The sequence below is a fragment of the Microbacterium jejuense genome (assembly GCF_019511665.1).
GTDB lineage: Bacteria > Actinomycetota > Actinomycetes > Actinomycetales > Microbacteriaceae > Microbacterium > Microbacterium jejuense_A.
The window spans coordinates 212,877-233,945 of sequence record NZ_JAEUAW010000003.1; the positions used below are offsets into that span (position 1 = coordinate 212,877).

Below are 21,069 nucleotides of genomic sequence, written 5' to 3' on the forward strand. Positions count from 1 at the left end.
GTTGTGGCACAAGCGGGGGCGCGCGACCTCCGCGGCACCTCGGCACGTGACGCCGACTCACGTAGAGTCGGCGTCATGAGCGACGTCGTCATCACGGTCCGCGGTGAGCACGAGATCCGCATCGCCCCCGAGCGCGCCATCGCGCACCTCACGATCCGCGCCGAGGGCCAGGAACGCGGCGCGGTCGTCGAACGCATGGCCGCACTCACCGAGCCGGTCCGCGACGACCTCGTCGCCCGCAAGACGGCGGGCACGGTGCCCGAGTGGACGAGCCAGCGCGTCTCGGTGTGGTCCGAGCGCCCCTGGAACAACGAAGGCAAGCGCCTCGCGCCGGTGCACTACGCCAGCGTCGACTTCTCGGTCACGTTCACGGACTTCACCGTGCTGTCGTGGTGGGCCGGCGAGGTGGCCGAGCGCGAGGGCGTACAGCTCGGCTGGATCGAGTGGCTGCTCACGCCCGGGACGCGGGCCCAGACCGAGAAGGATGTCGCCACCCAGGCCGTCGGCGTCGCCGTCGCACGGGCCGAGGCATACGCGGGCGCGCTCGGACTGTCGAACGTGACGGCGCTCGAGCTCGCGGACGTCGGGCTGCTCACGCGGCAGGAGCAGTCGCCCGCCCCCGCGCCGCGCATGATGATGGCGAAGGCCGCCTACGCGGCGGACGCCGGCGGAGCACCCGCCGTGCAGCTCCAGCCCGAAGACATCGTGGTGTCGGCCGCCGTCGAGGCGAGGTTCGTGGCCCGCTGACCCGCGGGACCGGCATCCACTATTCGCCGAGCCGGTTGCGGCTGCGCATGGCGCGCTCGGCCTCGCGCTTGTCTTCGCGCTCGCGGATGGTCTGGCGCTTCTCGTACTCGCGCTTGCCCTTCGCGATCGCGATCTCGACCTTCGCCCGGCCGTCCGAGAAGTACAGCTTCAAGGGGATCAGCGTGTAGCCGCCCGCCGAGATGGCGTGCGAGAGCTTGACGATCTCGTCCTTGTGCAGCAGGAGCTTGCGGGTGCGCTTGGACGAGTGGTTCGTCCAGTGTCCCTGCGAGTACTCCGGGATGTGCACCGCGTCGAGGAACGCCTCACCGTTGTCGATGTACGCGTAGCCGTCCGACAGGTTGGCGCGGCCCTCGCGCAGCGACTTCACCTCGGTGCCGGTGAGCACGAGGCCCGCCTCGTACGTCTTCTCGATCGCGTACTCGTGGCGCGCGCGACGATTGGTCGCCACGACCTTCTCCCCGCGTTCCCTGGGCATGCGTGTCTCCTACGGTTGCTGAGCTTGTCGAAGCATGCCGCACCGGGTGCACGGCAGCCTGTCAGTCTAGCCGACTCACGCCCGCAGCCAGCGCCGGATCGCGAATCCTGCCGACAGCGCCGCCAGCACCACGCCCACGAGGATCAGCACGGGCACCACGAGCCACGCGTCGCCGAGGTCGACCCATGTCGTCACGAAGTCCACGCGGTTGCGCAGGTACGCGTCCACGCCGAAGTGCACGCCGGCCAGCACCGCGGCGCTCGCCAGCAGCGACCCCAGCAGCGCGGCGAACACGCCCTCGAGGATGAAGGGGGTCTGGATGAACCGATTGGACGCCCCGACCAGGCGCATGATGCCGAGCTCGCGTCGCCGCGCATACGCCGAGAGCCGGATCGTGGTCGCGATGAGCAGCACCGCCGCGATCAGCATGAGCGCGGCGATGCCGACGGCGATGTAGGTCGCGATGGTCAGCGCCGAGAACAGCGGATCGAGGTACTGCATCTGGTCCTTGACGTCCTCGACGCCCTGCATGCCGCTGAACGCCTCGAGCAGCACGTCCGACTGCGAAGGGTCGACCAGCGTGATGCGGAACGTCTCGTTCACCTGGTCGGCCGTGATGACGCTCGCGTTGTCTTCGCCGGCGAGGTCGACGTACTCCTGATATGCCTGCTCGTGGTTGAGGAACACCTTCTCGCGGATGAGCGGCGCCAGCGCGCTGCCCTCGAGCTTCGCCTTGACGTCCTCGACCTGCTCGGGCGTCGCCTCGCCGTTCACACAGGTGGCGGACGTCGAGATGTTGGTGCACATGTAGACGGCGACCTGGGCGCGCTCGACCCAGAAATCGCGCATCGTGGCGATCTGCATCTGCATGAGGATGGCCGCCCCGACGAACGTGAGCGACACGAACGTGACGAGCACGACCGACACGACCATCGACAGGTTGCGCCGCAGGCCAGAGAACGCCTCCGACAGGATGAGCCCGGCCCTCATGACGTCGGCCCCACTTCGTCGTCGCCGTCGGATTCGTCACGGCGCAGTCCGAGCCGATCGGCCAGCCCCAGCTCCTCGACGTCGATGTCGGGCAGTTCGACGGGGATCGACTGCGTGTGCGGCGCCGGCGGCGGAGGGGATGCCGCGCCCTCGGGCTCGCCGTCGACCTCCTCCGCGGCGGCCCCCGCTTCGGCCTCGGACGCTGCGGCGGTCGCGGCCGGCGTGCGGGGCGCAGGCGGCGCCGACGGCGGCGGCGTGACGGCATCCGCCACCGCGCCCGAGGCGGGAAGCTCGTCGTCGTCGGCGACGGCGGTCGGGTCGAGGCCGGCCGCCGCGGCGATCGCGGCCTCGCGCTGCACTTCGAGCACGGCGGTGAGGGCCGCCACGGCCGCGGCGCCGCGCTCGGGTTCGGGCGCCAGGCTCGGCAGGCTGGACGTGTCGCCGTAGCCGCCGTGCCGCTCGTCGCGCACCATCTCGCCGTGCCGCAGCTCGATCACGCGGCGCTGCATCTGGTCGACGAACCCCGCCTCGTGCGTGGCCATGACGACCGTCGTGCCGCCGGCGTTGATACGGGCGAGCAGCTGCATGATGTCGACCGACGTGCCGGGGTCGAGGTTTCCGGTGGGCTCGTCGGCGAGGAGGATCTGCGGACGGTTGGCCAGGGCGCGGGCGATCGCGACGCGCTGCTGCTCACCGCCCGAGAGCTCGTGAGGGAACCGCTTCTCTTTGCCGGCGAGTCCGACCAGCGCGAGCACCTCGGGCACCGCCTGCTGGATGAAGCCGCGCGACGATCCGATCACCTGCAGCGTGAAGGCGACGTTCTGGAACACCGTCTTGGTGGGCAGCAGCCGGAAGTCCTGGAAGACGGCGCCGACATGGCGCCGGAAGTACGGCACCTTGCGGTTCGACAGCGTGCGCAGGTCGCGGCCGAGGACGACCACCCTGCCGTCGGTGGGGGTCTCCTCGCGGAGGATCATGCGCAGGCACGTCGATTTGCCGGACCCCGACGCGCCGACGAGGAACACGAACTCGCCGCGGAGCACCTCGAAGTCGACATCGGTCAGGGCGGGCTTCGCAGTGCCGCGATAGCGCTTCGTGACGTTCTCGAACCGGATCATGGCCTTTCGAGCCTATGCGGATGCCTCATCCAGGTGTCCAGCGACACTCAAGGGCGCAGCATCCCGAGGATCAGTCGTCGTCGTCCTTGCGCTTGCGCCAGCGGATGCCGGCCGAGATGAAGCCGTCGAGGTCGCCGTCGAAGACCACGGCGGGATTGCCGACCTCGTGCCCGGTGCGCAGGTCCTTCACAAGCTGCTGGCCGTACAGGAAGTACGAGCGCATCTGGTCGCCCCAGCTCGCCGTGATGACGCCGGCGAGCTCCTTCTTCTTCGCCGCTTCTTCTTCGCGCTGCAGCAGCATGAGACGGGTCTGCAGCACGCGCATCGCGGCGGCGCGGTTCTGGATCTGCGACTTCTCGTTCTGCATCGAGACGACGATGCCGGTCGGGAGGTGCGTGATGCGCACCGCGGAGTCCGTCGTGTTGACGGACTGACCGCCGGGACCCGACGAGCGGAACACGTCGACGCGGATGTCGCCCTCGGGGATCTCGACCTCCTGGGCCTCCTCCATGACGGGGATGACCTCGACGGCGGCGAAGCTCGTCTGGCGCTTGTCGGCCGAGCCGAACGGGCTGATGCGGGCGAGGCGGTGCGTACCCGCCTCGACCGACAGCGTGCCGTACGCGTACGGCGCATCGACCTGGAACGTCGCGGACTTGATGCCCGCGCCCTCGGCGTACGAGGTGTCCATGACCTTCACGGGGTACTTGTGCCGCTCGGCCCAGCGGAGGTACATGCGCATGAGCATCTCGGCGAAGTCGGTGGCGTCGTCGCCGCCCGCGCCGGAGCGGATCGTCACGACGGCCGAGCGGTCGTCGTACTCGCCGTCGAGAAGCGTCTGCACCTCGAGCTGGCTGATGATGTCTTCGAGCTCGGCGATCTCGCGGCGGGCCTCTTCGGCGGAGTCCTCGTCGTCCATCTCGTTGGCGAGCTCGACGAGCACGTCCAGATCGTCGAGACGCTGCTCGACGTCGGTGACGCGCTTGAGCTCGGCCTGGCGGTGGCTGAGCGCGCTCGTCACCTTCTGGGCCTTCTCGACGTCGTCCCACAGGTCGGGGGCTCCGGCCTCCTCGCTGAGGCGGGCGATGTCGGCGGTGAGTGCCTCGACGTCGACCACGGCCTTGATGTCGGCGAACGTGGAGCGCAGGGCCTGGATGTCGGCGGAGGGATCGAAGTCGAGCATGACACTCCAGACTAACGTGGAAGCGATGAGTGAACGCGCCGAGTCCCCCACTGCTCGCGACGTGCTGTGGCGGTTCGGGCCCATGGTCTACGGCCCTACCGTACTGTTCGCACTCGGCGAGGGCGCGGTGATCCCGCTCGTGCCGGTCATCGCCGCGCAGCTGGGTGCCGATGTGGCCACGGCGGCGCTCGTCGCGTCGGCGCTCGTCGTCGGCCAGTTGTGCGGCAATCTGCCGGCCGGATGGGCGGTGGCGCGCATCGGCGAGCGCCTGACGATGGCGATCGCCGGCATCGTGTCGCTCGCCGGCATCCTCGGCATGGCGCTCGCCCCGTCGCTGGGCGTGTTCGCGATCGCGGTGTTCCTCATCGGGTTCTGCGCGGCGGCGTTCGGACTCGCGCGCCATTCGTTCATGACGACGCGCGTTCCCCTGTCGTTCCGTGCGCGTGCGCTCTCGCTGCTCGGCGGCACGTTCCGCCTCGGCATGTTCGTCGGCCCCTTCATCGCCGCGGGACTGCTCGCCCTCTTCGGCGATGAGCATGCGACCATCTGGTTCTTCGGAGGATGCCTCGTCGCCACGGTCCTCCTGGTGCTGCTCGGTCCCGACCCCGAGAAGCAGCTGCCGGCTCCAGCCCCGGCCCGTCGTATCGATGCCGACCTCACCGAAGACACCGGCGAGGCGGTCACCGGGTCCATCCCCCTGCCGTCACGCGAGACGCGCAGCCCCGCCACAGGCGTCATGCGCACGATGTGGCGCTATCGGCGCGTGCTCTCGACGCTGGGGCTGGCTGCGGCATCCCTCTCGGCCGTCCGCTCCGCCCGCCAGGTGGTGCTGCCGCTGTGGGGCGTGTCGATCGGCCTCGACGCGCAGACGATCGCGCTCGTGGTCGGCATCTCGGGCGCGATCGACTTCGCCCTGTTCTACGCGAGCGGTCAGGTCATGGACCGGTTCGGTCGGCTGTGGGCGGCCCTGCCCGCCATGGTGCTGATGGGGGCCGGCTTCATCGCGCTGTCGCTCACCCACGACGTGCCGCAGGCGGCCATGTGGTTCGCCATGTTCGCCGCCGTGCTCGGCGTCGGCAACGGCCTGTCGAGCGGCATCCTCCTCACCCTCGGCGCCGACGTCGCGCCGAAGTCCGACCCGGCCGCGTTCCTCGGATCCTGGCGCACGCTCACCGATGCCGGCGGCGCCGTCGCGCCGCTCATCGTGTCGGGGCTCGCCGCGGTCGCGTCGCTCGCCGTGGCGACCGGCGTCATGGGCGGGATCGGCCTGCTCGGCGCGCTGGCGTTCGTGAAGTGGGTGCCGCGGTACGTGCCGCGCACGCGCGCCTGAACTCCCGCGCTGCGGATCAGGCCCAGGAGCGCCGGACGGCCTCGGCGCCCAGCTGCATGCGCGTCGTGACGCCCGCCATGGTCATCAGCTCGGCGACGCGTCGCTGGAACGTGCGCAGTGAGATGCCCAGCTGCGCCGCGGCAGCGGCATCGGTCACCCCGAGCAGCAGCAGATGGAGCAGATCGCGGTCGACGTCCTCCTCCGCCGCGGGGGCGGCAGCGATCGGGAGGAACTCGGTGGCGGTGCGCCAGTACTCCTCGAAGATCGACGTCACGAGGTCGAGCAGCCCGCTCGGATGGATGAGCAGAGCGCCGAACCCCTCGTCCTCCCCCTGCGAGTGCATCGGGACCAGCGCCATCTGGTCGTCCGCGACGAACATGCGCGTCGGCAAGGTGGGCAGGACGCGGATCTCCTCGCCGATCTGCGCCATCTCGCGCGCGGCGGCCAGGAATCCCGGCCGCTCCAGCACGGCGCTCTCGACGATCACCCGGTAGCGCACGCCGCGGGCGAGAGCACGGTCCTCCTCGATGTTCTCCTCGCCGCTGACGAGGGCGATCTCGTTGAGCACGAGCACGCGCACCTGCTGCGTCGCGGCAGCCTGGAGCTGCGCGACGCGCTGGCGGACCGCGTCGTCGCCGATGACCACGTCGACGACGTCGGCCACGCTGCGCTGCTCGGCCGAGCGCCGATACAGATCGCTGAGCTCGACAAGCGCCTCGTGTGCGCGGGTGAGTCCGCGTTCGCGCTCCAGCAGCAGCGGCCGCAGCGAGATCGACGGCGGGGATGCCACGAACCGGTCGCTCTGCGAGGCCTGCCGTGCGAGCAGCCCCAGCCGTTCGAGCTCCGCGACGATCGGGCGCACGCGCGGCAGCGACATGCTCAGGGCCGCCGCGATGTCGGGCACCGAGGCGGACGGCTGCTGCAGTACGCACCGGTAGACGGCGGTGTGGGCCTCATCGAGGCCGAGCGCGTCGAGCACGGCGTTCCTTCCGCTGGCCATCAGGCGCACCGACGTGGCGGATGGTGGCCATGGCGTTTCTCCGCCACCCACTTTAGGCGGCGCGCCCGCGAAGGTGGGGGGAACGGATCCCCGGACCCTGAGAGGCTCGCGCATGTCACGACCCCACTCCCGCCGCCTGCGGCCGATCGTCGCCGCCACGAGCGGCCTGGCGATCGGCATCGCCGGCATCGGCCTCGCCGCTCTGCCGGCGTCCGCCGACCCGGCATCCGCCCCATCGGACGCCACGGTCACGGCCACCGGCGACGCGCACACCGTCACCCTGATCACCGGCGACCGCGTCACCGTCACCGACCTCACGGACGGCACCCACACCGTCTCCGTAGACACCGCCGTCGACGGTGCCGGGGTGCAGACGTACGAGGTGGGCGGCGATCTGCACGTGGTCCCCGAGGGTGCGATGGGCTACCTCGCCGCCGGCGTCCTCGACGCGGACCTCTTCAACGTCTCGCTCCTGATCGACTTCGGCTACGACGACGCGTCCGTCGACGCCACTCCCGTCATCGTCGAGCAGGATGCCGCGGCCGCGCGTTCCTTCGCCGCCCCTGTCCCGGGACTGGACGTCGGTGCTCCGCTCGCGAGCATCGGCGGAGCCGCGGCGACCGTCGGCCATGCGGATGCGGCCGCCGCGTGGCAGGCGCTGACGGCGCCGTCGGCGCCGTCGGCGCGATCGTTCTCGGCGACGCCTGCGCTGGCCGCCGGCATCCAGGCGATCCACCTCGACGGCAAGGTGCGGGCCACGCTGGACTCGAGCGTGCCCTACATCGACGCACCCGACGCATGGGCGCAGGGGTACACCGGCGAAGGCGTCACCGTCGCGGTGCTCGACACCGGATACGACGACACCCACCCCGACCTGCAGGGCCACGTGAGCGGCGACTCGAAGAGCTTCGTGCCCGGCGAGGAGGTCGATGCCGACCCCAACGGGCACGGCACGCACGTCGCCTCGACCATCGCCGGCACCGGCGCCGCCAGCGACGGCACGCACCGCGGTGTCGCCGACGGCGCGCAGCTGCTCGTGGGCAAGGTGCTGGGGGCCGACGGCTACGGCCAGGACTCCTGGATCATCGAGGCGATGGAGTGGGCCGGTCAGCACGCGCCGATCGTCTCGATGAGCCTCGGCTCCACCGAAGCGTCCGACGGCAAGGACCTCATGGCCGAGTCGCTCAACCGCATCTCGGAAGAGACCGGTGCGCTCTTCGTGGTCGCCGCGGGCAACGCGGGCGCATCCGAGACGATCGGCGCGCCCGGATCGGCCGAGAAGGCGCTCACCGTCGGGTCGGTCGACGACCCGACGGGCTCGCTCTCGTACTTCACGAGCCAGGGACCGCTCGCACGGTCGGGGGCCATGAAGCCGGATCTCACCGGCCCGGGCAACGACGTCACCGCCGCGCGCTCGGCCGACAGCGCCGGCTCGGGGGCATACGTGTCCATGAGCGGCACCTCCATGGCCACGCCCCATGTCGCGGGCGCCGCCGCGATCCTGCTCGGCGCGCACCCGGACTACACCGCCGCCCAACTGAAGGCCGCGCTCTCCAGCTCCGCCACGGATCTCGGCTACACGCCGTATCAGGGCGGCACGGGCGTGGTCGACGTCGCCGCAGCCCTGGACGCGCCCGTCGTCGCCTCCGGATCGGGAGACTTCGGGATGCTCGCGTGGGGTCAGGAGCCCGCGCCCGTCACCCGGACGATCGAGTACACGAACCGCACCGACGCCGACGTCAGCGTGACCCTCGAGCCGACGCTCGTCGACACGACTCCCGGTGACGGCGGCGGCGAGCCCGGCCCGCTCAGTGCGGGCATCGCGTTCGACGCCCTCCAGATCGACGCGCAGACGCTCGCGATCCCGGCGGGCGAGACCCGCTCCGTGACGATGACGGTGGATCCGGCGAAGGTCCCCGCCGGAACCCAGCTCTCGGGCGCCCTCGTCGCCCTGGTCGACGGCGAGCCGGTCGCGCGCACGGCGCTCGGCACCATCGCCGAGGCCGAGCGGTACGACCTCACGATCACGGCGACCGACTTCGACGGCAACCCCGCCGAGACGTACGCGTACCTGTGGAACCCCGCGACGCAGTTCGCCGAACCGATCTACGTCGGCGGCGAGACGACGCTGCGCCTCATGAAGGGCGACTACTCGCTCGTCTCGTTCATGGAGCTCGACCGCACGCCCGACACCGTCGCCAGCGTGCTCGTGGGCGAGCCCACGCTGGAGCTCGACGGCGACAAGACGGTCGCACTCGACGCCCGCACCGCCGAGCAGGTCACGGTCGATGTCGGTCAGGACGGGCTGGAGTCCGTCTTCCGCCGCATGGACGTCAAGGTCGACGACTTCCTCGCCAGCGCGATGATGCCGATCCTCACGGACGAGATGTGGGCGCAGCCCATGACCGTCGACGACGCCGACTTCGGCTTCACGACGCGCTGGCGGCTGCAGACGCCGCTGCTGACCGTCACGGCCGGCAAGAAGCCGCTCGACGTCATCGTCCCCGGCGGGTCGACGCTGCTCGACGGAACGCTCAAGGCGACCGCGGTCGACGCCGGCACCGGGACGCCGGACGAACTGGCCGCGGCGGGCGCCGCCGGCAAGATCGCGGTGGTGACGCGCACCGCCGACGTCTCGGCATCCCAGCAGGTCGCTGACGCGGCCGCCGCCGGCGTGAAGCTCGTCGTCCTCGCGAACGACGAGGACCGCGAGCACAACGGCTGGGTCGGCTCCGAGACCGACTTCACGGATGCCGCCATCCCGGTCGCCCAGATCAGCGGCGTCGAGGGACGCGCCCTGCGGGAGCAGATCTCGGGCAAGAAGAAGCTGACGATGTCGGCGGTGGGCGTGCCTGCGACCGACGTGGTGTACGACATCGCGGAGTACGCCGACGGCGAGATCCCGTCGGACATGGCCTACCGGCACACGTCGAAGGACCTCGCCCGCATCGACACCCGCTACCACGGCCAGCAGGAGGAGGTCGCCGAGTTCCGGTACGACTTCGTGCCCGGTGCCGAGTACGGCAGCGGCTTCCCGTTCCGCGCTCAACGCGGCATGGACCGTGCCGAGTGGGTCAACACCGACCAGCTCCGCTGGAACCAGTGGGTGGCCGTGACGTCCGTCATGTGGGAGATCCGCGACAAGCAGCGCACGTACCAGCCGGGTCAGCGCACCGAGGAGGAGTACTTCGGCGGAGTCGTGCGTCCGTACGTCGCCACCGGGTTCTGGGCGCCGTACCGGGTGTCGGACTACGCGCAGATCAACATCCCCAGCTGGGCGGACGGCGGCAACGCCGAGCACACGGGCACGTTCGACACGTGGATCGAGCCCTCGACCGTCCACCAGTCCACGGACGTCTACCTCGACGGCCAGCTGATCAAGCAGGCCGAGCACCAGGGCGCCAACGTCTTCGACCTTCCCGACGGTGAGCAGCAGTGGCGCGTCGTGAGCACCGCGACGCACGACGGCGCCCACCTCGCGGGATCGACCAGGACCGTCAGCGACTGGACGTTCCGCTCCGAGGGCAAGCTGGGCGACTGGAACAACCGGCTGCTGCCGATGATCCAGGCGTTCTACGACGTCGACGTCAACGTCGGCAACCTCGCGGGCGAAGGCCGCCGCAAGGGCACCGGGGTCACTCTCGGCCTGGAGCTCGGCCACGTCGCGGGCGCCGCGCCGGCCGGCGCCGTGACCGAGGCGACGCTCGAGGTGCGCGGCGGGGACGGACAGTGGAAGCGGGTCGAGCTGGCGCCGGCGAAGACGGACGCCCCGACGGGTGCTGTGGAGCACGACGGCGACATCTTCGTCAAGAGCCGTGCCTGGGTCAGCGGCTACACCGCCCAGATCCCGGTGCCCGACACCGGCGGCTGGGTCGACCTGCGCGTCACGGCGAAGGATGCCGAGGGCAACACCTTCTCGCAGGAGATCGAGCGAGCCTTCGAGGCGGCGCCCGCGAAGGGCGTTCGCTGACATCGAGAGATCCCGAACGAAGCCCCGGCGTGTCCCGCGCCGGGGCTTTGTTCGTCCGCGGATGAGCCATCGCCCGATGTTCACTTCTGTTCACTTCGATCGCCCGAACGCACACCGGCTGGAACGATGAATCGTCCGCCGTCATCCCGGGCCGCGGACCGTGTGATTCGAGGAGGAATCCCTTGCCCAGCAAACGGACCACGCTGCTCGTCGCAGCAGCCGTCGGCGCCCTGTGCCTGACGGGCGCTCCCGCGCCCGCTCTCGCCGCCGACGGTCTCGCCGGCGCCGTCCACTACGCGAGCGACCTCGACTGGGTCTCGGCCGACAACGGCTGGGGACCGGTCGAACGCGACTTCAGCAACGGCGCCAGAGCCGTGCCCGACACCACGCGCACCATCCAGTCGATCCGCGGCGTGCAGTATCCGAAGGGGCTCGGCACGCACGCGCCTGCGCGCGTCGTCTACGACGTCGGGCAGCAGTGCACGCAGCTGCTCGGCTACGTCGGCATCGACGACAGCCAGGCGGGCAAGGGCCGCGTTGACTTCGTGGTCAAGGTCGACGGCGCCGAGCAGTTCCGCATGGCGCGCAGCGGCATGGACCCCGCGGGCCGCCTGAACCTCGATCTGCGCGGCGCGAGCACCGTCGAGCTCATCGCCGAGCCCGGGCCCGAGGGCAACGGCAACGACCACGCCGACTGGGCCGATCTGCGCATCAACTGCACCGACGAGTACCTCGCGCAGCCTCTCACCGTGAACCCCGCGGCCGACGTCGACCTGTCGCTCCTGGCCGCGGGCTCGCCCGTGTCGGTCACCGTCGACGGGGCGAACCCGCAGACCCCCGTCACCGTGGGCTTCGCGGGCACGGAGGTCATCGCGAACGCCGACGACAACGGACGTGCCACGGCCTCGTTCGTCGTACCCGCCGACGTCTCAGCCGGCGAGTACACGATCACCGCGCGCGCCGAGTCCCTGTTCGGCGCCGTTGCGCACGGCGAGATCGCCGCGCACGTCGTCGCGGTCTCCGACACGGTCTACTACGTCGACTGCTCCGCCACCGGCACCGGCGACGGCTCCGAGGCCGCCCCGTTCACCTCTCTCGAGCAGCTGAGCGGCGTGCAGCCGTTCCAGCCCGGCCAGTCGGTGCGCTTCCGGCGCGGCGCCGAGTGCGTCGGCACGTTCGCTCCGACCGGCTCCGGCCTCGCCACGGCTCCCATCACCGTCGCGCCCTACGGCGACGGCGACGCGGAGGCCACGATCAACGGCAACGGCGCGCTCGCCGGCATCCACCTGCTCAACGTCAGCAACTGGACCATCGACGGCATGCATGTGATCAACCCGGGCACGCCCGACCAGCGACGTGTCGGCATCCTGTACGAGATCAACGACGGCACGAAGCGCAGCGGTGTCGTGCTGACGCGCAACCACGTCGAGAAGGTCGCCGGCTGGTCCGACAAGACGAGCCTCGGCAACGCGTTCTCGCGCTCGGCGGGCATCTCGGTGCTCGGCGACGGCATCGGCTGGTTCGACGGCATCACCGTGACCGACAACGTCGTCAACGACACGGCAGCGGGCGGCATCAAGCTGTCGGCGCCCGACACCACCCGGCACTACAACGAGAAGGTGTACGTCGCGCGCAACGACATCCGCGCGGTGGGCGGCGACGGCATCGTGATCCACAACTCCGACAAGCCGGTCATCGAGTACAACTCGGCCATCGATCTGGGGCACGGCGAGTACCCGTTCCTCAAGGGCAACTTCGCGGGCATGTGGCCGTACAACTCGGTCGATCCGCTGTTCCAGTACAACGTGGTCGGCAACAGCGTCGGATCGACGTACGACTCCACCGCGTGGGACTGCGACATGAAGATCAAGGGCAGCTGCACGTTCCAGTACAACTACTCGTACGGCAACGCCGGCGGGTTCTACCTGGACTGCATCTCGGGATGCGGCACCGCCTCCACCACGACCAACGCGATCCTGCGCTACAACGTCTCGCAGGACGACTGCCGCCTCGGCGGCGCGAGCGGTGGACCGGGCCTGCACCTCATCTACAACAACACGTTCTCGTGCCTCAACCGGCCCTTCGAAGACGACATGACCGCGCCGCGCCAGGTGAAGAACAACATCATCATCGCGACCGGCGGCTCGCTCAAGACGACGAACGGCGTGTACGCCAACAACGCGTACTTCGGCGGCATCCAGCCTCCCGCCACCGAGACCGGCGCGATCGTCGGCGACCCGCAGCTGATCGCCGCAGGCAGCGGCCGGCTCACCCGCGCGCTTCCCGGCTACGAGCTCGCTGTCGGCTCGCCGCTGCTGGGCGCGGGCGTTCCGATCGCGGATGCCGGCGAGCGCGACTTCTTCGGCAACCCGATCCCCGCGACGCCGAACATCGGCGCCTACCAGGGCCCGGGCGTCGAGGTGGCGGCGCTGCCGTTCGATGCCCTGGTCAACCAGACCGCCGTGGCGTCGTCGGACAACCCGCGCAACGGCGCCGTGACCGCGGACTACCGCGTGTTCTCGGCCGAGGCGCTCGCCGACGCCGGTCTCGCGGTCGGCGAGAAGGCCGCTGCGTTCGGCGCCGAGCTGGACTGGCACCCGACCGCCGTCGGAACCCCCGACGCGATCAAGGTCGCCGGGCAGCAGGTGTCGCTCGAAGGCGAGGGCGACGAGCTGATCGTCGCCGGCTTCTCCGCCGGCGCAGCGACATCGGGCACCGCCACGGTGCACTACCAGGACGGGACCAGTGAGCAGGTGCAGCTCTCGCTGCCGCTGTGGAGCGATGCGTCGACGGATGCCGCCGACACCGTGGTCCTGGCGAGCGCGGGTTCGTACCTGCAGCGGACGAAGCCCTACCTCGGCGGCACGATCTCGACGGTCACGGCGCCGGCGTCGGTGTTCGCACAGCGCATCCCGCTCTCGGGCAAGCCGGTGGCGAGCGTGACCCTCCCCGAGGGCAGCCCGGTGACCGGCGAAGGGCTGAGCCTGTTCGCGATGGAGCTCGCCGGCAGCGCGGTACCGACGTCGGTCTCCGTGGTGACCGAATGCCGCGGTCCGAACGCGTGGGTGCACGTGACCGTCGCGAACGAGACCGATGCCCCCATCACGGTGGCGGTCGACACCGTCCTCGGCGATGACGTCAAGGTGGCGCTGAACCCGGGCAAGGACACGCGGTCGTCGTTCAAGATCCGCGAGGCCCTGGCCGACGGCGAGGTCTCGGTGGTCGCCTCGACGACGGCCGGTGCCCGCACCACCACGGTGGTGCCCTACACGGGGATCGGCTGCCGCTGATCCACGGGTCCACGGCGGGGGCGGCGCACCGGCGTCGCCCCCGCCGCGGCGTGCGCAGGATGCCGGACGGCCGGGCGCACGCCGACACACAGGTCGAACACGCACGGGTTAGGGTGAGCCGATGATCGCCGAGCAGCGCAGGGAGCGCATCCTCCGCGAGATCGTGCTGCGCGGCCGGCTCGAGGTCGCCGACTTCGCCCGTCGCACGGAGCTCAGCGGCATGACGATCCGCCGCGACCTCGCTGTCCTCGCCGAGCGGGGACTCATCCGGCGGGTGCACGGCGGCGCCGTCCTCCCCGAGACGGCCGACGCGCCCGCCACGGGTTCCCGCGGTATCGGCACCGCGTCGCGTCCGGTCGCGACGATCGGCCTGATCGTCCCGGATGCCGCCTACTACTTCCCGCCCGTCATCCGGGGTGTCGGCGAGGCGGCCCGCGCCGCCGGCATCCGCATCGTGCTCGGCACGACGAACTACGACCCGCGGGAGGAGATCCACCAGCTCTCGCGGCTGGATGCCGCCGGTGCGGACGCCATCATGCTCGTCACCGCCCGCCCGGGCGTGGACGACGGCACGACGTGGCAGGCGATCGCCGACATCCGCACGCCGGTCGTGCTCGTCGAGCGCTCGGCCGACGGCGCGCCGACCACGCTGCACGTCGACTCGGTGCGCTCGGATCACGGATTCGGCGCAGAGCTCGCAGTCGACCACCTGGCCGAGCGCGGGCACCGCGGTGTGGGCCTGCTGCTGCGAGAGACCGCCACGGCGCCCTGGGTCGCGGACGGCCACGCGCGCGCCGCCCGCCGGCACGGGATGGCGCAGTCCCCCGTCGTGTTCGCGCCGTCGCTGCGATGGGGCGACGGGTCCACCTCCGATGTGCTGCGGGCCTTCCTCGACGACTGCCTGGACGCAGGGATCCGCGCGGCGATCGTCCTGCCGGACGACCTCGCCGTGAGCCTGCTCGGCATCGCCGAGGGCCGGGGACTGCGCGTCCCCGAGGATTTCGCGATCGTCGCCTACGACGACGAGATCGCCTCGTTCGCCACCGTGCCACTCACGGCGATCGCCCCGCCCAAGCTCGCCGTCGGACGCCGAGCGCTCGAGGCCTGCCTGCTCCGCCTCGAACAGGGCGACCTCGCCCCTGCGCAGCGCATCCAGCTGACCCCGGCCATCAACGTGCGCGAATCGACGTGACGCGGCGTCGGCGCAGGGCGCGGCATCCACACTCCGCAACGAGGCGCATCACCACATCATCGCGACGAGGTCGGCGAAGACGGCTTCGGGGTCGTTGTCGAGACCTCGCCGCGCAAACCACGTCGACACGTTGACGACGTCGCGGTACAGGAAGTCGTACCCCTGCGGGTTCGCCGCGACATCGACGATCTGCGGCAGGTCGACGACGACGATGCGTCCGTCATGGTCGAGCAGGTTGTAGGGCGACAGGTCGCCGTGGGCGAATCCAGCGCGCGCGAACGAGCCGAGGATCGCCACCACCTGTTCGAAGGCGTCGCACAGCTCCTCGCCGTGCTGCCTGCTCTGCGCGAGCCGCGGTGCGGCGGTGCGGCCCTCGCCGACGAACTCCATGAGCACCTCGGTGTCGCTCACCTGCACCGGGTACGGCACGGGAACCCCCGCCCGCCAGGCGCGGCACAGCGCCTCGAACTCGCTCGCCGCCCAGTGCCCGGCCGCCACCGAGCGACCGTACGCGGTCTTGCGGTGGACAGCACGCGCGTCGCGCGTGTTGCGCATCGAGCGCCCCTCCTCATACGAGCCGGAGCGGTGGAAGTCGCTGTGATGCGTGCTGCGGTAGCGCTTCGCGGCCAGCAGCACCCCGGACGTGCCGGGGACGGCGCGTTCGATGAGGTGGACGTCGGCTTCTTTGCCCGTCTTGACGACGCCGAGCTCGGTGTCGAACGCGCCGGAGGCGGTGACGACCCACGGGGGGTGCGGCAGCGGACCGCGCTGCGTAGGCGGGGAGGCCGGCCACGTGGACCAGCGCTGATCGGGGCCGGGCTCGAGCTCGGGCGCAGACACAGCAGATGACACGTCGAAGCGTGCAGATGACATCGGATGGACTCCAGAACGGGAGGCCGCCGACGGTCAATGGGTGCGGGCGACCTCGAGAACAAGGGAAGGGGTCTGGGGCGCGACAAAGGCAGCCATCATGCGACCTCCTTCCGTTCCGGGGTGCCGGAGCACCGATCGGGCTCACTCTAGCGGAACCCGCGGCGCGGCATCCATCCCCTGTGCGTGACCGTGAGCCCCGTTCCCCTATCGTGGGCGCATGCCGAGCGTGCTCATCGAAGTCCGGCGGGAGTACTCCCCCGCCGAAGAAGTCGCCCTCATCGACGCCGTCCACGGGAGTCTGGTCTCGGCGTTCAAGATTCCCGACGAGGACCGGTTCAGCCGCCTTCTCTCCTACCCGCCGCACCGCATGGTCGACGGCCCCGAGCCGGGGGTCGCGGACGGATACACCCGGGTCACGATCGATTGCTTCCCGGGCCGTTCCCTCGAGGCCAAGCGGGCCCTGTACCGGGAGATCGTCGAACGACTGGAGCCGTTCGGCATCCCCCGCGACAAGGTCTCCATCCTGTTGCGCGAGAGCGCATTCGAGAATTGGGGCAGCGGCGGGGTGCCCGCCGCCGACGTCGAGCTCGGCTTCACGGTGGAGGTCTAGCCGACCGCCCGTTTCGCGCATCGCCCCAGGACGTGACGGCGGCCGCGGGCATCGCCCGCGGCCGCCGCCATCCCGTACGGGGGACGGGATCCTCAGTCGCTCGTCGCGGTGCCTCCGTTCGCGATCGTCAGGGACGACGTCTCGTGGCAGCTGGCCGCGATGTGCCGCTGCGCCGGGTTGTCGCTGTGGTAGCTGACCTGCCACGAGTACTCGCCCGAAGCGGTCACGGCTGTCGTGTTCGCCGTCGAGCCGGTCTGCGGCGAGGGGCCGTCCAGCGACGCCGTGGTCGTGTAGAGGACCGCGCCCGCGCAGTTGTTCGTGGCGAACAGCGAGAACGTCAGGGTTCCCTTGACGTTGCCGCCGGCCGCGGCCGACACCGTCGCCGAGTCGTTCGGCACCCACGTCTGCGCGGTGGTCATCGACGACGGCACGGTGCTGACCGTGACGTCCTCGTTCCCGTCCGAGCAGTCCGCGTTGTGCGTCACCCCGTTGGTGTTGGGCGACGAGCCGCTGTACACGGCGACCCAGTGGTACGTGCCGGGCTCGGTGGGCACGAAGGCCGGAGAGTTCGCGTACGTGTTGTCACCGCTCACTCCCACCTCTCCCGACGTGTAGGCCGGGGTGCCGCTGCACACGTCGCCCGGTCCGTACGCCGTGAACACGATGTTGCCGCCGGCGGGCGTGAGGTTCTGCGGCGCCGACGTCTCGATGATGTTCGCGGTCGGCTGCGTCGCCGTGCCCGCCAGCACCGCCTGATCGCTCACCGCATTGCCGAGGACGACGTCCTCGCTCGCGGTGGTCGACAGCGTCGGTGTCACCGGGGTGACCGTGAAGCACTCGTTCGTGCCGTCGTCGCTCGACCCGGGGATGTTCTGCGCCGCGTCGCCGCCGTACACGGCGTGCCAGCAGTATGTGCCTGCCGACGTCACCCATGCGGACGGCGAGGTGGCCGAGCCGTTGGTGAGCGCGACCGTCCCGACCGCCGTGACCGTGGTCGGGATGCAGGCCCCGGCGCTGGTCTTGCAGAGCGAGAACGCCACGCTGCCGCCGGGAACGGAGTTGCCGCCGACCGCCGTGACCGTCGCCACGTCCTTCACCTCGACGACGCCGGTGCCGATCGACACCGTGGATCCGAGCGGCGTGCCCGCGGCCGTGGACGCCACGGTCTCGGTCTTCGACGTGCAGTTGCTCAACGAGATCCTCTGCAGCACGGTGTCCTTGTAGTCGGCCGTGTCGGAGTTGCCGGTCACGGTGCTCGGGATCACGTTGGCGAAGGCGAGGCACGACCCGCCGGACCCCATGCCGTTGTCGGTCAGGTTGATGGCCGCCTCGCCGCGGAACCCGTCGCCGCTGTACTTCGCGTCGTACGTGCCCGCCGGCAGCTCGCTCAGCGGGCTCAGCGTGAGGTTGGGTGCGGTGCCCGACCACGTGCGGACGTACAGCTTCGTGCTGCCGCCCTGCTGGTCCCACAGGATCATGAAGTCGCCTGCCTGGCGGTTGGCCCACGGGTTGCAGCCGGCGATGAGCTGTGCGTCCGTCGCGGTCCCGTATGCGCATGCGGCAGGAGCGGCGTTCTTCATGAACTCGTACGCGATGAAGCCGCTGCCCGTCTCCTTGTCGCGCTGCCACGCGAAGTAGAGGTAGTCCTTGCTGCTCACGCGCTGCGTGGCCAGCCAGACCTGGTTGAGATCGACCTGGGCGTTCGGGTTGGTGAGGTCGAGCGTGGGCAGTGCGTCCTTGTGGATCACTCCGATCTTGGTGGTGCTGGAGTTGAGGGGCCCGAGCTCTTTCGTGTTGCCGTTCGGGTCGGTGTAGGAGGTCGCGCCGGCATCCGGCACGTTCCCGTCGATGTTGTAGGGGCCGATGACCGCAGCCGATGCCGCCGACGCTGCGCCGACGATCACCCCCACGACCAGACAGCCGGTGATTCCCGCGGCGAGCGCGCGCTGCCGCATCCCTTTGCGCATGGCTTTCCCCTTTCCCCAGGCCATTGCTGGCCTTAGGCTATGAACCGCGTGGGGACGCAACCATCGGGTGTTGGCGCAGGGAGTTTGGGGAAACTCCCTAGGGCGCCCGTCCCAGCGAGGCACGCGGTTTCGGGGAGGGAATCGTGGGCACGGAAGAGGCATTCGCGCTGGTGGTCGCTGGAGACCACGTGAGAGCCGACTACGTGGCGCTGCTGCGCCGTCTGGGACTGCGGTCGGCCGCCTTCCGAAGACAAGTGGATGCCGCCGCCTCTCTGGGAGCGACGCCTCCGGCCGTGGCGATCCTGGAGGTGGAGGACGGCGGATGCGGGTTCTTGCGTGAGCTGCGCGACCGGTACGGCCCGGACATGCCGGCGGTGCTCGTGTCTGCCGAGCGCGTGACGCCGGCCGACGTGGTCGCGGGGCTGCTCGTGGGCGCCGACGACTACGCCGCCGAGTCCATGGACGCCGAGGAGTTCCTTGCCCGTGTGAGGCGCCTCATCGAGCGCACGAAGCCGGCGCGCAACGCGACCGCCGACCTGCGGCGACTGTCGGCCCTGACCCAGCGCGAGCGCGAAGTGCTGACGTTGACGACCGAAGGGCTCACGCAGAAGCAGGTCGCGACGGCGATGGGCATCAGCATCAAGACGGTCGGCGCGCACATGCAGAACCTCCTCACGAAGCTCGGCGTGCACTCCCGCATGGAGGCCGTCGCGCTGGCGGCGCGTGCCTCGGAGGCCGTGCCGAGCACGTGAGGTCAGCGGAGCGCTGTGCGGCTCGTCGCGGTCGCCTCCAGCCGCACGCCCTCGGGCACGAACACCGTGACCACAGGCGGATGCCACACACCGGCGACGGTCACGCGTGCCGATGAGCCGTCGGGAGAGTCCGCCGACACGAGGGTCGCGTCGCGGCCGATCTCGGCGACCATCGCCTGTGCTTCGCGCTCCACGTCGGCGTCCGACAGCACCGCGGTCGCCCCCTCGTCCGACACGGCGAGCTCGAAGCCGTCCGCCGCGGCCAGAGCCGCGGCATCCGCCACCGCGTCGAGCTGCTTCTGCGCGAGATACAGGCTGGTCGCCGCCGTGCAGACCAGGATGACGGCGATCGCGAGCACGCCGTAGCCCAAAGTGAGCAGCAGGACGCTCCCCTCGTCGTCGGGCGGCTGCGGACCGCGACGACGCAGGAATCGCCGCAGACGGCCCGTCACTGTTCGCTCCAGAACCGCGACACCTTCTGGACGGACGTGGCCTCGACCGGGATCGCGGCCAGATCATCGAGTCCCAGCACCGGTGGGACGAGGGGCAGCGTCACCGTCGTGCGGACGGTGACGTGCAGCGCGGCGCCGGCTCGCGGACACGCGGCGCCGGCAGGTGTGCACTCCACGGACAGGCCGACGTCGTCGAGGCCGTACTCCTCCGCGACCGCCGAGAGGACGGCGTCCGCGCGGTTGCGCGCATCGGCGGCGTCCGTCGCCGTCGACACCGCCCGCGCGATATGGCGGGCGGCAGCCTCGGCGCCCAGGCTCTGACCCTGGATGAGGCCGAGCGCGACGACGAGGTACACCAGCGGCACGAGCAGCAGCAGGCCGATGAGGATGAACTCCAGCGCCGCGGACCCCCGCTCTGGGTCGTCCGACGACGGGGCTGGTGCCGGCGGGGTCGCCGGCTCAGTCGAACGATTCGACGGGCGCATGCGCCGTCACCTCCAGCGCTCGCGGCGCGCCCAGAAGGCCGATGAGGGGAAGGGTCGCCGTCACGCGGACCTCGACGGCGTCGTGCCCGAGCGCCGTCGTCTCGCGGACCCGGACATCGGTCGCGTACTCGGCGCCCACGGTCCGCGTCACGATGTCGCGCGTGCGATGCGCGCCGTCCTCCAGTGTCGTGTCGGCCAGAGCCGCCTCGTATGCGCCCTCGACCGCGGCGTCGTGCACGACGTTGCGCACGTACACCGCGAGCCCGAACTGGAGCACCGCCAGCGTGAGAGCGGTCAGCAGCGCGCCGACCAGCACGAACTCGACCGGGCTCGCGCCGGTGTCGTCGCCGAGCTCCGCCCGCAGCCGGGCGCGTACGCCCGCTGCGAGGCGGGCCACGGCGGCGCGCACGGCCTAGAGACCCGAGCCCGAGACGCGCTGAAGCGCCTGGTCGAACAGGTCCGCGAGCGCCGGACCGGCGACGGCCCAGATCACCACGACCAGTCCCGCCGTCATGAGCGTGATGAGGACCCAGCCGGGAACGTCTCCGCGCTCGTCGTCGGCCAGGTCGTCGACGGCCACGTGCAGTCGCGCCACGAGGCGCAGCATCCGATCT

The 21,069-nt window shown here is 70.8% G+C and carries 18 protein-coding genes; 7 read left to right on the forward strand and 11 right to left on the reverse strand.

Annotated features, from left to right (window positions below):
* The first annotated feature begins 75 nt into the window (after window positions 1-75).
* Window positions 76-747, forward strand: a complete 672-nt coding sequence (locus JNB62_RS04890; protein ID WP_220299741.1) for an SIMPL domain-containing protein — start codon at window positions 76-78, stop codon at window positions 745-747.
* Window positions 748-766: 19 nt separating this feature from the next.
* On the opposite strand, the gene smpB is transcribed toward JNB62_RS04890, so the two are convergent.
* The 4 genes from smpB to prfB all read right to left on the reverse strand — a co-directional run bounded on the left by smpB (window position 767) and on the right by prfB (window position 4,534).
* A complete protein-coding gene (gene smpB, locus JNB62_RS04895) occupies window positions 767-1,243 on the reverse strand; it encodes an SsrA-binding protein SmpB (protein WP_018171205.1) in 477 nt (158 codons plus the stop codon).
* Window positions 1,244-1,318: 75 nt separating this feature from the next.
* The gene (gene ftsX / locus JNB62_RS04900; protein WP_220299742.1) at window positions 1,319-2,233 is read right to left on the reverse strand and encodes a permease-like cell division protein FtsX; all 915 of its coding nucleotides are present in this window, start codon (window positions 2,231-2,233) and stop codon (window positions 1,319-1,321) included.
* Complete coding sequence (gene ftsE, locus JNB62_RS04905; protein ID WP_220299743.1) at window positions 2,230-3,351, reverse strand: cell division ATP-binding protein FtsE; 1,122 nt, start codon at window positions 3,349-3,351, stop codon at window positions 2,230-2,232. Before ftsE ends, ftsX begins: the two co-directional genes overlap by 4 nt.
* A gap of 70 nt (window positions 3,352-3,421) precedes the next feature.
* The gene (gene prfB, locus JNB62_RS04910) at window positions 3,422-4,534 is read right to left on the reverse strand and encodes a peptide chain release factor 2 (protein ID WP_220299744.1); all 1,113 of its coding nucleotides are present in this window, start codon (window positions 4,532-4,534) and stop codon (window positions 3,422-3,424) included.
* 25 nt (window positions 4,535-4,559) lie between these two features.
* Here prfB and JNB62_RS04915 point away from each other — a divergent pair, with 25 nt between their 5' ends.
* Window positions 4,560-5,864, forward strand: coding sequence for an MFS transporter (locus tag JNB62_RS04915; RefSeq protein ID WP_220299745.1), 1,305 nt, complete (start codon window positions 4,560-4,562; stop codon window positions 5,862-5,864).
* Window positions 5,865-5,880: 16 nt separating this feature from the next.
* Here JNB62_RS04915 and JNB62_RS04920 read toward each other — a convergent pair whose 3' ends face one another.
* The gene (locus JNB62_RS04920) at window positions 5,881-6,864 is read right to left on the reverse strand and encodes a TrmB family transcriptional regulator (RefSeq protein WP_222855717.1); all 984 of its coding nucleotides are present in this window, start codon (window positions 6,862-6,864) and stop codon (window positions 5,881-5,883) included.
* A 112-nt stretch (window positions 6,865-6,976) separates the two neighbouring features.
* On the opposite strand from JNB62_RS04920, the gene JNB62_RS04925 reads away from it, so the two are divergent.
* The 3 genes from JNB62_RS04925 (at window position 6,977) to JNB62_RS04935 (ending at window position 15,316) form a co-directional block, all read left to right on the forward strand.
* A complete protein-coding gene (locus JNB62_RS04925; RefSeq protein WP_220299746.1) occupies window positions 6,977-10,834 on the forward strand; it encodes a S8 family serine peptidase in 3,858 nt (1,285 codons plus the stop codon).
* 182 nt (window positions 10,835-11,016) lie between these two features.
* Window positions 11,017-14,124 (forward strand): NPCBM/NEW2 domain-containing protein, encoded by a 3,108-nt coding sequence (locus JNB62_RS04930; RefSeq protein ID WP_220299747.1) that lies wholly within the window; start codon window positions 11,017-11,019, stop codon window positions 14,122-14,124.
* 121 nt (window positions 14,125-14,245) lie between these two features.
* The gene (locus JNB62_RS04935; protein ID WP_220299748.1) at window positions 14,246-15,316 is read left to right on the forward strand and encodes a substrate-binding domain-containing protein; all 1,071 of its coding nucleotides are present in this window, start codon (window positions 14,246-14,248) and stop codon (window positions 15,314-15,316) included.
* A gap of 48 nt (window positions 15,317-15,364) precedes the next feature.
* Here the strand turns inward: JNB62_RS04935 and JNB62_RS04940 are convergent, their stop codons facing one another.
* Entirely contained in the window at window positions 15,365-16,189 is an 825-nt protein-coding gene (locus tag JNB62_RS04940) for a serine protein kinase RIO (protein ID WP_223230947.1), read from the reverse strand.
* Window positions 16,190-16,406: 217 nt separating this feature from the next.
* Between JNB62_RS04940 and JNB62_RS04945 the strand changes: the two genes are divergently transcribed.
* Window positions 16,407-16,799 (forward strand): tautomerase family protein, encoded by a 393-nt coding sequence (locus JNB62_RS04945; protein ID WP_220299749.1) that lies wholly within the window; start codon window positions 16,407-16,409, stop codon window positions 16,797-16,799.
* Between the two features lie 92 nt (window positions 16,800-16,891).
* On the opposite strand, the gene JNB62_RS04950 is transcribed toward JNB62_RS04945, so the two are convergent.
* Complete coding sequence (locus JNB62_RS04950; protein ID WP_220299750.1) at window positions 16,892-18,766, reverse strand: hemagglutinin; 1,875 nt, start codon at window positions 18,764-18,766, stop codon at window positions 16,892-16,894.
* A 143-nt stretch (window positions 18,767-18,909) separates the two neighbouring features.
* Here JNB62_RS04950 and JNB62_RS19530 point away from each other — a divergent pair, with 143 nt between their 5' ends.
* Entirely contained in the window at window positions 18,910-19,518 is a 609-nt protein-coding gene (locus tag JNB62_RS19530) for a response regulator transcription factor (protein WP_220299751.1), read from the forward strand.
* 2 nt (window positions 19,519-19,520) lie between these two features.
* On the opposite strand, the gene JNB62_RS04960 is transcribed toward JNB62_RS19530, so the two are convergent.
* From JNB62_RS04960 to JNB62_RS04975, 4 genes are read right to left on the reverse strand one after another with little or no spacing between them, the layout of a single operon-like run.
* Window positions 19,521-19,970 carry a pilus assembly protein TadG-related protein gene (locus JNB62_RS04960; protein WP_308291726.1) on the reverse strand — a complete coding sequence of 150 codons (450 nt, stop codon included), beginning with the start codon at window positions 19,968-19,970 and terminating at the stop codon, window positions 19,521-19,523.
* Window positions 19,967-20,455 (reverse strand): TadE family protein, encoded by a 489-nt coding sequence (locus JNB62_RS04965; RefSeq protein ID WP_220299752.1) that lies wholly within the window; start codon window positions 20,453-20,455, stop codon window positions 19,967-19,969. The genes JNB62_RS04960 and JNB62_RS04965 overlap by 4 nt, the downstream gene beginning before the upstream one ends.
* Window positions 20,430-20,852 carry a TadE/TadG family type IV pilus assembly protein gene (locus JNB62_RS04970; RefSeq protein ID WP_308291727.1) on the reverse strand — a complete coding sequence of 141 codons (423 nt, stop codon included), beginning with the start codon at window positions 20,850-20,852 and terminating at the stop codon, window positions 20,430-20,432. Before JNB62_RS04970 ends, JNB62_RS04965 begins: the two co-directional genes overlap by 26 nt.
* Window positions 20,853-20,867: 15 nt before the next feature.
* The gene (locus JNB62_RS04975) at window positions 20,868-21,062 is read right to left on the reverse strand and encodes a hypothetical protein (RefSeq protein ID WP_220299953.1); all 195 of its coding nucleotides are present in this window, start codon (window positions 21,060-21,062) and stop codon (window positions 20,868-20,870) included.
* Window positions 21,063-21,069 lie beyond the last annotated feature (7 nt).

What these genes read in the sequence shown, in the direction of transcription:
- JNB62_RS04890 (WP_220299741.1), top strand. Translation starts at nt 76, where the DNA reads ATGAGCGACGTCGTCATCACGGTCCGCGGTGAGCACGAGATCCGCATC.
- smpB (WP_018171205.1), bottom strand. Translation starts at nt 1,243, where the DNA reads ATGCCCAGGGAACGCGGGGAGAAGGTCGTGGCGACCAATCGTCGCGCG.
- ftsX (WP_220299742.1), bottom strand. Translation starts at nt 2,233, where the DNA reads ATGAGGGCCGGGCTCATCCTGTCGGAGGCGTTCTCTGGCCTGCGGCGC.
- ftsE (WP_220299743.1), bottom strand. Translation starts at nt 3,351, where the DNA reads ATGATCCGGTTCGAGAACGTCACGAAGCGCTATCGCGGCACTGCGAAG.
- prfB (WP_220299744.1), bottom strand. Translation starts at nt 4,534, where the DNA reads ATGCTCGACTTCGATCCCTCCGCCGACATCCAGGCCCTGCGCTCCACG.
- JNB62_RS04915 (WP_220299745.1), top strand. Translation starts at nt 4,560, where the DNA reads ATGAGTGAACGCGCCGAGTCCCCCACTGCTCGCGACGTGCTGTGGCGG.
- JNB62_RS04920 (WP_222855717.1), bottom strand. Translation starts at nt 6,864, where the DNA reads ATGGCCAGCGGAAGGAACGCCGTGCTCGACGCGCTCGGCCTCGATGAG.
- JNB62_RS04925 (WP_220299746.1), top strand. Translation starts at nt 6,977, where the DNA reads ATGTCACGACCCCACTCCCGCCGCCTGCGGCCGATCGTCGCCGCCACG.
- JNB62_RS04935 (WP_220299748.1), top strand. Translation starts at nt 14,246, where the DNA reads ATGATCGCCGAGCAGCGCAGGGAGCGCATCCTCCGCGAGATCGTGCTG.
- JNB62_RS04940 (WP_223230947.1), bottom strand. Translation starts at nt 16,189, where the DNA reads ATGTCATCTGCACGCTTCGACGTGTCATCTGCTGTGTCTGCGCCCGAG.
- JNB62_RS04945 (WP_220299749.1), top strand. Translation starts at nt 16,407, where the DNA reads ATGCCGAGCGTGCTCATCGAAGTCCGGCGGGAGTACTCCCCCGCCGAA.
- JNB62_RS04950 (WP_220299750.1), bottom strand. Translation starts at nt 18,766, where the DNA reads ATGCGCAAAGGGATGCGGCAGCGCGCGCTCGCCGCGGGAATCACCGGC.
- JNB62_RS04965 (WP_220299752.1), bottom strand. Translation starts at nt 20,455, where the DNA reads ATGCGCCCGTCGAATCGTTCGACTGAGCCGGCGACCCCGCCGGCACCA.
- JNB62_RS04975 (WP_220299953.1), bottom strand. Translation starts at nt 21,062, where the DNA reads ATGCTGCGCCTCGTGGCGCGACTGCACGTGGCCGTCGACGACCTGGCC.